The 13,369-nt window shown below is 68.6% G+C and carries 11 protein-coding genes; 4 read left to right on the plus strand and 7 right to left on the minus strand.

Translation table 11 applies throughout. The features are described 5' to 3' along the window. Window positions 1-188 precede the first annotated feature (188 nt). On the plus strand, window positions 189-1,274 hold the full coding sequence (gene fic, locus ABB55_RS24585; RefSeq protein WP_054361178.1) for a protein adenylyltransferase Fic: 1,086 nt from the start codon (window positions 189-191) through the stop codon (window positions 1,272-1,274). 88 nt (window positions 1,275-1,362) lie between these two features. Continuing rightward, on the plus strand, window positions 1,363-2,958 hold the full coding sequence (locus tag ABB55_RS24590; RefSeq protein ID WP_054361179.1) for a peptide chain release factor 3: 1,596 nt from the start codon (window positions 1,363-1,365) through the stop codon (window positions 2,956-2,958). Between the two features lie 210 nt (window positions 2,959-3,168). Here ABB55_RS24590 and ABB55_RS24595 read toward each other — a convergent pair whose 3' ends face one another. Together ABB55_RS24595 and ABB55_RS24600 are read right to left on the minus strand one after the other, a co-directional pair. Next, the gene (locus tag ABB55_RS24595) at window positions 3,169-4,242 is read right to left on the minus strand and encodes a hypothetical protein (protein WP_054361180.1); all 1,074 of its coding nucleotides are present in this window, start codon (window positions 4,240-4,242) and stop codon (window positions 3,169-3,171) included. Window positions 4,243-4,484: 242 nt separating this feature from the next. Further along, on the minus strand, window positions 4,485-5,537 hold the full coding sequence (locus ABB55_RS24600; protein ID WP_054361181.1) for an LLM class flavin-dependent oxidoreductase: 1,053 nt from the start codon (window positions 5,535-5,537) through the stop codon (window positions 4,485-4,487). A 383-nt stretch (window positions 5,538-5,920) separates the two neighbouring features. Between ABB55_RS24600 and ABB55_RS24610 the strand changes: the two genes are divergently transcribed. Next, window positions 5,921-6,898, plus strand: a complete 978-nt coding sequence (locus ABB55_RS24610) for a glutathione S-transferase family protein (protein WP_054361183.1) — start codon at window positions 5,921-5,923, stop codon at window positions 6,896-6,898. Window positions 6,899-6,970: 72 nt separating this feature from the next. Here ABB55_RS24610 and ABB55_RS24615 read toward each other — a convergent pair whose 3' ends face one another. From ABB55_RS24615 to ABB55_RS24630, 4 genes are all read right to left on the minus strand, one after another. Further along, complete coding sequence (locus ABB55_RS24615) at window positions 6,971-8,227, minus strand: serine hydroxymethyltransferase (RefSeq protein WP_054361184.1); 1,257 nt, start codon at window positions 8,225-8,227, stop codon at window positions 6,971-6,973. A 93-nt stretch (window positions 8,228-8,320) separates the two neighbouring features. Beyond that, window positions 8,321-8,959 (minus strand): ParA family partition ATPase, encoded by a 639-nt coding sequence (parA, locus tag ABB55_RS24620; RefSeq protein ID WP_054361185.1) that lies wholly within the window; start codon window positions 8,957-8,959, stop codon window positions 8,321-8,323. Between the two features lie 121 nt (window positions 8,960-9,080). Beyond that, complete coding sequence (locus ABB55_RS24625; protein ID WP_083463914.1) at window positions 9,081-10,142, minus strand: YeiH family protein; 1,062 nt, start codon at window positions 10,140-10,142, stop codon at window positions 9,081-9,083. 66 nt (window positions 10,143-10,208) lie between these two features. Continuing rightward, the gene (locus ABB55_RS24630) at window positions 10,209-11,009 is read right to left on the minus strand and encodes a helix-turn-helix domain-containing protein (protein WP_160321315.1); all 801 of its coding nucleotides are present in this window, start codon (window positions 11,007-11,009) and stop codon (window positions 10,209-10,211) included. 389 nt (window positions 11,010-11,398) lie between these two features. Here ABB55_RS24630 and ABB55_RS24635 point away from each other — a divergent pair, with 389 nt between their 5' ends. Next, on the plus strand, window positions 11,399-12,406 hold the full coding sequence (locus ABB55_RS24635; RefSeq protein WP_083464201.1) for a fatty acid desaturase: 1,008 nt from the start codon (window positions 11,399-11,401) through the stop codon (window positions 12,404-12,406). A gap of 363 nt (window positions 12,407-12,769) precedes the next feature. Here ABB55_RS24635 and ABB55_RS31035 read toward each other — a convergent pair. Then, window positions 12,770-13,369: IS110 family RNA-guided transposase (locus ABB55_RS31035; protein WP_244472117.1), on the minus strand; the 600-nt coding region annotated here is incomplete at its 5' end.

A 13,369-nucleotide genomic window follows, 5' to 3' on the forward strand; every position in this document is an offset into this window, starting at 1 on the left:
AATTGGGTGTAATTGGGCGTCGATTTGGGTGAAGCCCCGCGTATCGGCCTCAATCGCCGGACCGCGCTGACTCTGGATATGTCGATGCCGTCGACATATTCGCACGACATGTCGATGTTTTTGGATTTCATCGACACGTCGTGCGAATATGTCGATGCCGTCGACATGTCGCGCAGCGTAGATCGTTCATGCCCTTCTCGCCCGAGCAGCCCTTCAACGACCTGCCGCCGCTGCCGCCCGCACCGGAGTTGGAGACGCGCGCGGTCCTGAAGGCGCTGATCGAAGCGCGCGCAGCGCTTGCCGAACTCAAGGCCACATCCGCGCTGATTCCCGAACCATCGGTGCTGATCAACGCCATCCCGCTTCTCGAGGCGCAGGCGAGTTCCGAGATCGAGAACATCGTCACGACGACGGACCGGCTATTTCAATACGCCGGAGATGAGAGCGGCGCGGACTCCGCCACCAAGGAAGCTTTGCGCTACCGGACGGCATTGCGCGAAGGCTTCGAGTCCCTGGCGACCCGCCCGCTCACGACCGCTACGGCGGTCCAGGTCTGCCGTCGGATCAAAGGTATTGCGCTGGATATCCGTGCTACCCCCGGAACGATGCTTCTCAACGACGCCACGGGACGGGTCGTCTACACGCCTCCGGTCGGGGCCGACCGCATCCGCGACATGCTGGCGCTATGGGAGCGCTACATCCACGAGGCGGAGGAGACCGATCCGCTCGTCCGTATGGCGCTGATGCACTATCAGTTCGAGGCGATCCACCCCTTCACAGACGGCAACGGCCGCACCGGGCGCATCCTCAACATTCTCTATCTCGTCGAGCAGGGGCTGATCGATCAGCCGATCCTGTACCTGTCGGGGGCGATCATCCGGCGCAAGGCGGATTATTACCGTCTTCTGCTCGCCGTGACCGTGGATGCCGCCTGGGAGGCGTGGATCCTGTTCATGCTCTCGATCGTCGAGGAAACCGCGCGTTGGACCGTCGAACGGATCGGCGTCATCCGGCGTCTGATCGAGGCGACGGCGGAACGGGTCCGCGTCGAGGCGCCGAAGATCTATTCGCGGGAACTGATCGAGACGATCTTCGTGCAGCCCTATTGCCGGATCGAAACCTTGGTCGCCTCCGGCATCGCCCAACGCCAGTCCGCCTCCCGCTATCTGAAGGCGCTCGCCGATCTCGGCATCCTGGAGGAACGCAAGGCGGGGCGGGAGAAGATCTTCGTGAACCCGGCATTCCTGCGGGTTCTCGCCGCTCCGCTGACCTGATGCCGGCTGCGAATTCGCCCCCCGCCGTTGACATCCGCCGGCAAACCCCGGATCTAGCGCTCGTCCTCCCCCGAACGAGCGAAATCGTATGAACGCGCCCGCTTCCGGCCTTGCCGATCCCGTGTCCCGCCGGCGGACCTTCGCCATCATCTCGCATCCGGACGCGGGCAAGACGACGCTGACCGAAAAGCTCTTGCTGTTCGGCGGCGCGATCCAGCTCGCCGGCGAGGTCAAGGCCAAGCGCAACCAGCGCCAGACCCGGTCCGACTGGATGGGCATCGAGCGCGAGCGCGGCATCTCGGTGGTCACCTCGGTGATGACCTTCGAATATGGCGGCTGGGTCTTCAACCTGCTCGACACGCCCGGCCACGAGGACTTCTCGGAGGACACCTACCGCACGCTGACCGCCGTCGACGCCGCCGTCATGGTGCTCGACGCCGCCAAGGGCATCGAGGCGCGCACCTTGAAGCTGGTCGAGGTCTGCCGGCTGCGCGACATCCCGATCGTCACCTTCATCAACAAGATGGACCGGGAGACCATGGACCCGTTCGATCTTCTCGACGACATCGAGAAGACGCTGGCCATGGACACCACGCCGATGACCTGGCCGATCGGCCGCGGCCGGGCCTTCGCCGGCACCTACGACCTCGTCCGCTCGGCGATCCGCCTGAAGGATGCCGAGGAGGCGATCCCGGTCAATGGGCCGGAGGACAGCCGGATCGAGGCGATGCTGCCGGAGGCGGATTTCCAGCAGTTCGTCGGCGAGGTCGAGCTGGCCGCCGGCGCGGCCAAGCCCTTCGTGCGCCAGAGCTTCCTGGAGGGCCATCACACGCCGGTCTATTGGGGCTCGGCGCTGCGCGACATGGGCGTCAAGGATCTGATCGAGGCGCTCGGCACCTTCGCGCCGAGCCCGCGCGAGCAGAAGGCCGACGGCCGCACGGTGACGGCGACCGAGGAGCGGATGACCGGCTTCGTCTTCAAGATCCAGGCGAACATGGATCCGAACCATCGCGACCGGATCGCCTTCATGCGCGTCTGCTCGGGCAAGCTGCAGCGCGGCATGAAGGCCAAGCTGGTGCGCACCGGCAAGCCGATGAGCCTCCACACGCCGCAATTCTTCTTCGCGCAGGATCGCTCCATCGCCGACGAGGCCTTCGCGGGCGACATCGTCGGCATCCCGAACCACGGCACGCTCCGGATCGGCGACACGCTGACCGAGGGCGAGGATCTGGTCTTCCGCGGCGTGCCGAGCTTCGCCCCGGAAATCCTGCGCCGGGTCCGCGCCGCCGACGCCATGAAGGCCAAGAAGCTGAAGGAGGCCCTGCAGCAGATGGCCGAGGAGGGCGTCGTGCAGGTGTTCCTGCCCTTCGACGGCTCCCAGGCGATCGTCGGCGTGGTCGGCTCGCTGCAGCTCGACGTGCTGGCCGAGCGGCTGAAGAACGAATACGGCCTGGAGATCAGCTTCGAGACGACCCGCTTCGCCGTCTGCCGCTGGGTCTCGACGACGGAGCCCGCCAAGCTCGACGAATTCTCGCGGCGCGATTCCTCCGCCATGGCGCGCGATCTCGACGGCGATCCGGTCTACATGGCGACCTCGCCCTATTCGCTGCGCTACGAGGAAGAGCGCTGGCCGATGCTGAAATTCACCGACGTGAAGGACTATCAGAAGGTCAAGGCCGGCTGATCGGGGAGGTCGGTCCGCCCGACGCCGTATCGGGGGCGTGCCGATCGCCGTGCCGTCCGGACGTCGGCTGCCTCCGCCCGAGACGGCGCCGCATCGCTTTCCATCGGACGTGCGGGCGGGGATGCGAGGCGGGGGCGCCCGCCGCCAGACAATGCGGACGCGCCGGCGGGAATTCGCCGGCGCGCCAGGGCATCGAGAACCTGTCGGACTTCAGTGCGGCCGGAGCCGGCGCAGGCCGGCGGGCAGGCTGGCGTCGAGCCAGCGGGCGAAGCGGTCGCGGTTCTTGTTGTACCAGATGCCGAGGGCGATCACGCCGACGCCGATCAGGGTGAGGACGAAGGAGAAGGCCAGGAAGTCGCGGAAGACCTGCGCGGCGAGATGGCCGAGATAGGTGGCGACGCCGATGGTGCCGAAGACGGCATAGACGCGGCGGTTCATGTAGACGGCGAACAGCAGCAGGCCGACATTGATCAGGCAGTAGAGCAGGGGGCCGATCTCGCCCTTGCTGTCCTGCGCGGTCAGGCCGCCCCAGAAGGTCATGATGCCGAAGATGTGCAGCCAGAAGGCATAGTCGCCCTTGTCGCGGGCCTTCAGGTCGACCGCCCAGGCCGCCGCGATGGTCGCGAGGCCGAACAGGACCGAGACATTCGCGCGCGTCGCCACGGTATCGAAATGGGCGAGCCAGACGACGATATCCATCGAGAAGAACCAGAGCGCGATCCCGGCCGGCATCAGCAGGAACGGGAACGGCCGGAAGCGCATGACCAGAGCGGCCGCCGCGACGGTGGCCAGTTCCATGTAGATCCAGCTGCCGTGGATATAGGGGAAGAACGCCTTGTATTCCCCGGGCTTGCCTTGGGCGAAGCGCCACAGATCGAGCGCGTCCTGGATGCCGTAGATGATCATCGGCACCATGGCGACGGCGACCGTCAGGGCGAGGCCGCCCGGCGTGCGGGTCTCCGGCGAACGCCACAACGCGTTGCCGAACGCCCCGAAGGCGAAGGCGTAGAAAAGGCCGGTGATGATCAGGGCACCGCCGCCGAGCGCGTTGAAGGCGGTGGTGGTGAAGATGGTCATCGCCGCCATGACGATCAGCGCGCCGGCATACCAGAGCAGATGTGTCAGGTCGAAGCGCCGCACGGGCACCGCGGCCGCCGCCGCCGCGGGCGCGGTGGTGCCGCGCAGGGCCAGCCGGGCGGCAAGGAATTCGGCCAGGCTCAGATAATTGATCCGGTCGATGGCGCCGGCATCGAGTGCCGCTTTGAGATCGTCGTCGGTATACATCGGGCAGGCTCCCGGGTCCTAAGGCGGCATCGCGCCGATCCCGGAAAGAACCGGACCGGCGCCATGACGGGTCGTTGCGTCTGCCCCGATATGCCGCATTCCCTTTGCCGCCGGATTGCTTCGCGGCGGAAACATGTTTCGTTGTGAACAATGTTCATTTCTTGGCGGCCCGGGATGCCGGATGCGCCGGCCGCGCGACGCCTCCGGCCCCGATCGGCCTGACTGTGCGGATGGCGTGCGGCCTAGCCGGCCTGCCGGGCCTCGGTGCCGAGCGCCTTACGGACCGCGGGCGCAACGACGGTGCCGTAGAGCTCGATCGCCTTCATCAGGTCCGCATGCGGCAGGGTGCCGACCGAGAACTGCATCAGGAAGCGGTCGTGCCGGAACAGTTCGTGTTCGTAGAGGATCTTGTCGATCACCGCGTTGGGCGAGCCGACCAGCAGCGCGCCGCGCGGGCCGATCTGGGCCTCGTACTGAGCGCGGTTGGTCGGCGGCCAGCCGCGCTCGCGGCCGAGCCGGTTCATCGTGTCGGCATAGGCCGGATACCAGATGTCGGCCGCATGCGTGGTGTCCTCGGCGATGAAGCCGTGCGAATTGATGCCGACCGGATAGTCCTTCGGGTCGCGTCCGGCCCGGCGCAGCGCCTCGCGATAGAGTTCGACCAGCGGACGGAAGCGGTCGGGCGTGCCGCCGATGATGGCGACGGCGAGCGGCAGGCCGAGCATGGCGGCGCGCACCACTGATTGCGGCGTGCCGCCGACCGCGATCCAGACCGGCAGCGGGCTCTGCACGGGGCGCGGATGGACCGGCTGGTTCTGCAGCGCCGCCCGGTGCTCGCCCTGCCAGGTGACGCGCTCGTTGTCGCGCAGCGCCAGCAGCAGTTCGAGCTTCTCGGCGAACAGGCTGTCGTAGTCGGACAGGTCGTAGCCGAACAGCGGAAAGGATTCGATGAAGGAGCCGCGCCCGGCCATGATCTCGGCCCGCCCGCCGGACAGGAGGTCGACGGTCGAGAAGGCCTGGAAGACGCGTACGGGATCGTCGGAGGAGAGCACCGTCACCGCGCTGGTCAGCCGGATGCGCTTCGTGACGGCCGCCGCCGCGCCGAGCACCACGGCGGGGGCGGAGACGACATAGTCGGCGCGATGGTGCTCGCCGATGCCGAAGACATCGAGCCCGACCTCGTCGGCGAGCCGGATCTCCTCCATCAGGTTGGCGATGCGCTGGGCCGGCGCAAGGACGCGGCCGGTCGTCGGATCGGGCGTCGCCTCCACGAAGGTGTAGATGCCGAGTTCCATCGCTGCGCCGTCCTCTCGACCCTCGATCGGTCCGCGTCCGAAAGGTCGCGGACCTATCTATCTTATTGAATCTAGGGCATCTTATCGTCGATCTGATGGTTCCACCCGATCGCAGGATGCTCTGGGCGCGTGCAGGCGCGCCGTTTCCATGCCGCTGCATGTAGCGCGTCTCGCCGTCTGCCGCCATGCCCGCCCCGGCGCGGTCCCGGATACGCACTGTTCGACGGGACGCACCGCACGTTCGCCCCGCGTCCGGCGGATCGTCGGCGAGGACGCCTCGAACGCAGCGTTCAATCCCGGCCGCATTGACCGCGGGCGCCGCAAGGCCGATCTGATCGTGACAGATATGAAGAGGCGCCCGATCGGCGGCCGGGAGTGATCGCATGCTGGTGAACGGGAAATGGACGGCCGACTGGCAGCCGATCCAGGCCAAAGACGCGGCCGGCGGCTTCGTCCGCCAGACCTCGACCTTCCGCAACTGGGTGACGGCGGATGGCCGCCCCGGGCCGACCGGGGCGGGCGGCTTTCCGGCCGAGGCCGGGCGCTATCGGCTCTATGTCGCGCTGATCTGCCCCTGGGCGTCGCGCACGCTCGCCGCCCGGGCGCTGATGGGCCTCGAAGACGCCATCCCGGTCACGGTCGTCGATCCGGTGCTCGGCGCGCAGGGCTGGCGCTTCGGGCCGGCGGCGCCGATGCGCGACGAGGAGATCGATGCGACCTGGATGCACGAGATCTATACCGCTGCCGATCCGGCGGTGAACGGCCGCGCCACGGTACCGGTGCTGTGGGACCGGACGCGGCGCACCATCGTCAACAACGAATCGGCCGACATCCTGCGCATGCTCGGCGACGGCTTCCGGAGCCTCGCCGCCCATCCGGTCGATCTCTATCCCGAACCGCTGCGCGCCGACATCGACGCCCTGTCCGAGCGCATCTATCCGGCGCTCAACAACGGCGTCTATCGCGCCGGCTTCGCCTCGACGCAGGGCGCCTACGAGGCCGCCTATCGCGACGTGTTCGCGATGCTCGACGACCTGGAGGCCCGGCTTTCCGGAACCGGCCCCTATCTCTTCGGCGCGGCGCTGACCGAAACCGACATCCGGCTGTTCGTCACGCTGGTCCGCTTCGACGCGGCCTATCACGGCCTCTTCAAGTGCAACCGGCGGCGGCTGGCCGACTATGCGCAGCTCTCCGCCTATCTCGATCGCCTGATGGCGGTCCCGGCCCTGGCCGGAACCGTCTCGATCGACCACATCAAGCGCGGCTATTACGGCATCGGCTCGCTCAATCCGAACGGCATCGTGCCGCTTGGGCCGGACCTGCCATTCCCCGACAAGGCCGCGGCCTTTCCGGGGACGTGAGGCCGATGCCGGTCGCGGCCGACGGGGCGTTCGCACGTCCGGCATGCGATCCCCCGGCGGACCGGACCCGGATCAGTAGATCGGGAAGTCGGCGCAGAGCGCGGCGACCTCGGCCTTGACGGCGGCCAGCACGGCCGCGTCGGACGGGGCGGAGACGACGCGGTCGATCATCGCGCCGATCCGGCGGAATTCCTCCTCGCGGAAGCCGCGCGTCGTGCCGGCATTGGAGGAGAGCCGCAGGCCCGAGGGCGCCTCCGGCGGGCGGGTGTCGAACGGGATCAGGTTCTTGTTGACCGCAAGCCCGGCCTTTTCCAGCGCCTTGGCGGCGATGTCGCCGGTGGTGCCGCGCGCGGACAGATCGACCAGGATCATGCCGGTATCGGTGCCGCCGGAGACCAGCCTGTAGCCGGCCGCCGCCAGCGTCTCGGCGAGCGCCCGGGCGTTGGCGACGACGGCCTCGTTATAGGCGCGGAATTCGGGCTTCAGCGCCTCGCCGAGGCAGGCCGCCTTGCCGGCGACCGCATGCAGCAGCACCGAGCCCTGCACGCCGGGGAAGATGCCGAGATTGATCCGGTCGGTCAGGGCAGGATCGTTCCACATCACGATGCCGCCGCGCGCGCCGCGCAGCGACTTGTAGGTCGTGGTCGTGACGATGTCGGCATGCGGGAAGGGCGAGGGGTGCTGGCCGGTCGCGACCAAGCCGGCGAAATGCGCCATGTCGACCATGAACAGCGCGCCGACCTCGCGCGCCACCGCGGCCAGGGCCGGGAAATCGATGCTGCGCGGATAGGCCGAACCGCCGGCGATGATCAGCTTCGGCTGCGACGCGCGCGCCAGTGCGGCGACCGCCTCGATGTCGATCCGCTCGGTCTCGCGCGACACGCCGTAGCGGACGATGTTGTAGTCGCGCCCAGTCAAGGTCGCCGGATGGCCGTGGCTAATATGGCCGCCGGCCGCGGTGTCCATCGCCAGGATGGTGTCGCCGAGCGCCAGGAGGCCGAGGAACACGCCCGCATTGGCGTTCGAGCCCGAATGCGGCTGGACATTGGCGAAGCGGCAGCCGAACAGGCGGCAGGCGCGGTCGACGGCCATCTGTTCGACCGCATCGGCATATTCGGCGCCGCCATAGTAGCGGTGATAGGGCAGGCCCTCGACCGTCTTGTTGGTCATCGCCGAACCCTGCGCGGCGAGCACCAGCGGCGAGACGATGTTCTCGGAGGCGATCAGTTCGATCCCCTCGCGCTGGCGCTTCAACTCGCCCCGGATCGCGGCGGCAAGTTCGGGGTCGGCATCGAGGGGGGTGTCGAACGCGGTCTGTTCCAGTGCCATGCGGGCCTCCGGCAAGGATGAAGACCCGTCCATAGCGCCCGCCGGCCGGCGCGTGAAGCACCGCTGCGGAATGTCCGCCCTCCCGGGACGAAATCAGACGTCGAGCCGCCGCTTCACGTCCATGGCGATGGCCAGCGCCTCGAGCGCGGCCTTGCTGCCGGGCTCGCTCTCCATCGCGGTCGAGCCGATCCCCATGCTGGACGCGAAGGCGACCCGGTCGCCGAGGCGCGCCTCCGAGATCGGCCGGCCGAGCTTCTCGATCGCCTCGATCACCGCCCGGGCCGAGCTCGACCGCGCCGAGACGCGGTTCAGCACGAACAGGGCCGGCACGCTCTCGCGCTCGACCATGGTCAGCGTCGCCTCGCTCGCCCACAGGTCGACCGGGCTCGGCTGGATCGGGATGATGACCAGATCGGCCGCCTCGACCGCATAGCGGGCATCGAGATCGGATTTCGGCGGGGTGTCGATCACGACCAGGTCGTGATCGCGTGCCAGGGTGCGCGCCTCGCGCTTGGCGCCCCATCCGCTGGCGGTCCGGAAGGTCAGGCCGGTCGCCTCCTCGCCGAGGCGCGCCTCGCGCTTCTCGAACCATTCGCCGAGGCTGCCCTGCGGGTCGACGTCCAGGATCGCGACGCGTCCGAGCGGTTGCAGGGCCACGGCCAGATGGGCGGAGAGCGTGGTCTTGCCGGATCCACCCTTCTGTTGGGATACGGCGACGATCTTGCCCGTCATGATGCCTCCGCCGGCTCGGCAGCGTCGTGCTGCAATGCGGCGACGCATCTTGACCGATCCGGACGCGAAGCTCCAGGTCGCCCGCATGCTAATTTCGCAGGGGGGGCCCGCCGGCCGGTCGTCACGAGAAGAAGGCGACCGAGACGAAGACCAGAAGCGCGATCCAGACCGTCTCCGCCACCATCAGGGCGATCGGCCGCCAGCCGACCGCGAACAGGGTCTTGAAGGAGGTCTTCATGCCGAGCGCCGCGATGGCGACGACCAGGCACCAGCGGGAGATCTCGGTCAGCAGCGCGGCGACGAAGGGCGGCACCAGCCCGAAGCTGTTCGCCGCCATCAGCGCGGCGAAACCGATCAGGAAGCCCGGCACGGCCCGGCCGGGCTTGCCGCCGACGGCGCCGATCCGCGCCACCACGAGGCCGATCGCGGCGACCACCGGCAGCAGCATGGCGACGCGCAGCAGCTTGACATAGGTCGCCACGTCGCCGGTCTCCGGCGAGACCATGTAGCCGGCGCCGACCACCTGGGCGACATCGTGGATGGTGCCGCCGAGGAAGACGCCGGCCTCGGTATTGGTGAAGCCGACGGCGGCGACGATGGCCGGATAGACCACCATGGCGATGGTCGAGAGGGCCGTGACGGTGACCACCGTCAGGATCGTGTCGCGATCGTCGCGCACCCGGTCGGGCAGGACGGAGGCGACCGCAAGGGCCGCGGAGGCGCCGCAGATCGCGACCGAACCGCCCGACAAGAGGCCGAACCACGGCTTCAGGCCGAGCAGCCGGGCGATCAGCACGCCGATGCCAATGGTGCTGGCGACGCCGAGAATGACGGTCAGCACCGGTTGCAGGCCGAGCCCGGAAATCTGGCCGAAGGTCACCCGCACGCCGAGCAGCGCGACGCCCAGGCGCAGGATGGTGCGCGAGGAGAATTCGATGCCGGAGCGGCAGCGGCCTTCCTCGTGCAGGAAGTGGAACGCCATGCCGATCAGCAGCGCGAACAGCATGACCGGGGCGTTGTAGTGGACGGACAGCCAGGTTGCCGCCAGCGCGATCGTGCCGGCGGTCAGCACGCCCGGATAGACGGCAACCAGAACCGCCGCCTTCGGCACGCGGGCCAGCCAGCCTTTCGGCGGCGGTGCCTGCCAGAAGACGCCTTCCATGCTGTCGAGAGACGCCTCCATGGAGAGGCGCCTTTGGGCTTCCGATCCGTCCATGCCTGATGCGCCCCCCGCGCATATCCGGCCCGATCATCCGACCCGGCCGGTCAAGTCCTTCAAGAAGCCGGCAAATTCGTGCGGCTGTACCACGGCCCCGCGGATCAGGTCGTCGAACCGTCGGGCGAACATCTCGACATGGCTCGCCGCGTTGAGCAGCAGGTAGCTCGGCCCCAGGAAGACGGCGACGCGCTGGGCGCCGAACACCGTGAAGGGGGCCGAGAAGGTCGTCCCGGAATCATAGAGGTAGACCCGGAAGGACGGGTAGAGCTCTTCGGTGATGGCCGTCATGTGTTCGAGGGCGGTGCGCCGGGTGGCGGCATCGAGGACCGACCAGCGCCCGGCGCCGGCGGCGAAGCCGATGAACGCCTCGCGCGAATTGGCGACCTCGTGCTGCTGGTAGGGCTGGCGCAGGATGTCGAGCCGCTGGGCGACCGCTTCGACCGCATTGCCGCGCGGAACCGAGAAGGCCTCCGGAAACTCGGTCCGCAGCACGGTCTCGTTCTTCAGGAGATCCGGAAAGCTCGCCGGCACGGTACAGATGCGCAGCCCCTGCGCGGCCTTGACCCAGCCGAGATACGGGTCTTCGGCCGGGCTCTGGCCGTAGGGTTCGAAGCGCATCACCGCCTCGATGATTTCCGTCTCCATTTCCGAGCGCTGGCTGAGGCCGAGCAGCCAGTCGACGGAGACGCGCGCGGTGCGGGCGATCTGGACCAGCGTCTCGGCCCGTGGCAGGCGCGGCATCGGCCCGGTCAGGAGTTGGGACAGGGTCGATCGGTCGAGGCCGGCACGGCGTGCGAAGCCGGCATAGGTGAGGCCGCTGCGGGTCAGCACCTGCCGCACCCGTTCCCGAAAGAGATCATGCGAGACGCGCGGTTTCATGAGGCGCAAGGCTAGTGGCTGTGTCGACCATTCGCAATTGTCGGTGACAAAAAGCATCATCGGTGATGATCATCACCGATGATGCGGGCGGTTGGCGAATTTCATCGGTGCGATGGCTGGCGTCGCTCCGGCAGAGGGCCGGCGTTCGCATGCGCGGCGCGGCCGGATGGTGCCCTCCGGACGGCGGGCGGGCGTCGCGGCGATCATGGCCTGGTGACGATCGTCACCACCGCGGGGGCAACGGTGACCAATCACGGTCGCGAGCGACAACGTCCGCATTGCGGCGAATCGCGCACCGCCTAATCTGGGTTGGCTTCCCCAGAGTTCCGAAGATGGATGTCATGCCCGACGCGCCCGCCATCCGTGAAAGACTGCCGATGGTCGAGGTCCCGACCCTGGCGCTGATCGTCGTCGTCTATGCGGGCTGGCTCGGCCTGACCTGGTTCCACGACGCCCTCCCGCTCTGGCTCTGGCTGCCGCTCGCCGCCTGGATCGCCGCCTGGTGGGGCTCGATCCAGCACGAGATCCTGCACGGGCACCCGACACGGTCGCGGGTGCTCAACACCGCGCTCGGCACGCCGCCCTTCTGGCTCTGGCTGCCGTTCGAGAGCTACCGGCATTCCCATCTGGTGCATCACCGCGACGAACGGCTGACCGACCCGCTCGACGATCCCGAAAGCCGCTACTGGACGCCGGAGGGCTATCGCGAGCTCGGTCCCGTCGGCCGCCGGCTGGTCGCCCTGCAGGCGACATTGGCGGGGCGTCTGGCGATCGGGCCGCTCTGGTCGATCGGCCGCTTCCTGGCCGAAGAGGCGCGCCGGCTGATCGCCGGCGACCGTGCGGCGATGCGGGTCTGGGCCTGGCATGCGGTCTTCGTCGCGCTGGTGCTCGGCTGGGCGATCGGCATCTGCGGCCTGCCGCTCTGGCAATATCTGCTAGGCTTCGTCTATTGCGGCACCGCGCTGGCGCTGGTGCGCTCCTTCGCCGAGCACAAGGCCAAGGAGGATGTCGCCGAGCGCACCGCGATCGTGGAGGCGAGCCCGGTCTTCGGCCTCCTGTTCCTGCACAACAACCTGCATGTCGCCCATCACCGCTGGCCGAGCCTGCCGTGGTACCGGCTGCCGGCCGTCTACCGGGCGCATCGGGCCGCCCTGCTCGAGGCCAATGGCGGGCTCCTCTACCGCGGCTACGGCGAGGTCTTCCGGCGCTTCCTGTTCACCCCGCACGATGCCCCGATCCACCCGTACGGCCGCGCGCCCGGCCGCGCGGCGGTCGCCGAACCCGGTGCCGCGGCCGGCCACGCCCCCGTCCCGGGCGTCCCCGAAGGACTCGACCCGGTCCATCCGTGACGTCCTCCCTTCTCACCATCCGAACGATCGAAGTCCGCCCCGCCCGCCGAGAGGATCCCCGAACCCTGCTCCAATCTCGCAGCGCATGTGTGGATGGCTGCCGTTTGGCAAGGTGTATTTTCGAGGTTTGCGCAGGTTGGTCGGGTGCAGGCATGTGTACGGCCTTGACGTTGTGGTCCTTGGGACCACGGCCCAGATGAAGTCCGCTGATCCGGTCCCGAACATTCCCATGCTCTCGAAGGAGCGATGCGTGCGGCGGGTTTTCCGGATTGCGGGTCGACCGCGTGCTTTCACCTCTTCGGTTCACCCTCGCCAATCGTTGCCGCCCCTTGCGGGTCGGGTCTGCGTGGCGGCCGGTTCGTGTCAGGCTGCCCCGGCCGCCGCCTCCAGGCGCCGGGGGTCGAAGGGCTCACCCCGCGCCATCACCACCCAGGCGATGCGCGCCAGCTTGTTGGCGAGCGCGATCGCGACCACCTTCGGCGGGCGGCGCGCCAGCAGCGCTCGGACCCAGCGCCCCAGGGCGCTGTCCGATGTCTTCAGGCTTCTGATGAGCGAGGTCGCGCCGAGCATCAGGAGCCGGCGCAGGAGCGCGTCGCCTGCCTTGGTGATCCTGCCGAGCCGGGTCCTGCCGCCGGTCGAATCCTGGCGCGGCGTCAGTCCCACCCAGGCGGCGAGGTCGCGGCCGTTGCGGAACAGGCCGGGATCGACGACCCTGACGGCCAGCGCGGTCGCAGTCATCAGCCCGATGCCGGGGATCTCCGCCAGCCGCCGGCTGACCTCGTTGCCGCGATGCCAGGCCTTCAGCTCCGCCTCCAGGCCGGCGATCTCCTCGTCCAGCCGGTGGATGCCGCCGAGCAGCGCCCGCAGGCTCGAGCGCGCGATCTCCGGCAGCGCATCGGCCGGCGTCTCCTCCACCAGCGCCGCCAGAACCGGCAGCTTCTCGATCCCCTTGGCCGCGATCAG

The organism is Prosthecodimorpha hirschii (assembly GCF_001305515.1).
In the GTDB taxonomy this organism is placed as follows: domain Bacteria; phylum Pseudomonadota; class Alphaproteobacteria; order Rhizobiales; family Ancalomicrobiaceae; genus Prosthecodimorpha; species Prosthecodimorpha hirschii.

Excerpts from the sequence above, each read along its gene's own strand:
- ABB55_RS24595 (WP_054361180.1), bottom strand. The coding sequence starts at position 4,242 with ATGTATACCGACGACGATCTCAAAGCGGCACTCGATGCCGGCGCCATC.
- ABB55_RS24610 (WP_054361183.1), top strand. The coding sequence starts at position 5,921 with ATGCTGGTGAACGGGAAATGGACGGCCGACTGGCAGCCGATCCAGGCC.
- ABB55_RS24590 (WP_054361179.1), top strand. The coding sequence starts at position 1,363 with ATGAACGCGCCCGCTTCCGGCCTTGCCGATCCCGTGTCCCGCCGGCGG.
- fic (WP_054361178.1), top strand. The coding sequence starts at position 189 with ATGCCCTTCTCGCCCGAGCAGCCCTTCAACGACCTGCCGCCGCTGCCG.
- ABB55_RS24600 (WP_054361181.1), bottom strand. The coding sequence starts at position 5,537 with ATGGAACTCGGCATCTACACCTTCGTGGAGGCGACGCCCGATCCGACG.
- parA (WP_054361185.1), bottom strand. The coding sequence starts at position 8,959 with ATGACGGGCAAGATCGTCGCCGTATCCCAACAGAAGGGTGGATCCGGC.
- ABB55_RS24635 (WP_083464201.1), top strand. The coding sequence starts at position 11,399 with ATGCCCGACGCGCCCGCCATCCGTGAAAGACTGCCGATGGTCGAGGTC.
- ABB55_RS24625 (WP_083463914.1), bottom strand. The coding sequence starts at position 10,142 with ATGGAGGCGTCTCTCGACAGCATGGAAGGCGTCTTCTGGCAGGCACCG.
- ABB55_RS24615 (WP_054361184.1), bottom strand. The coding sequence starts at position 8,227 with ATGGCACTGGAACAGACCGCGTTCGACACCCCCCTCGATGCCGACCCC.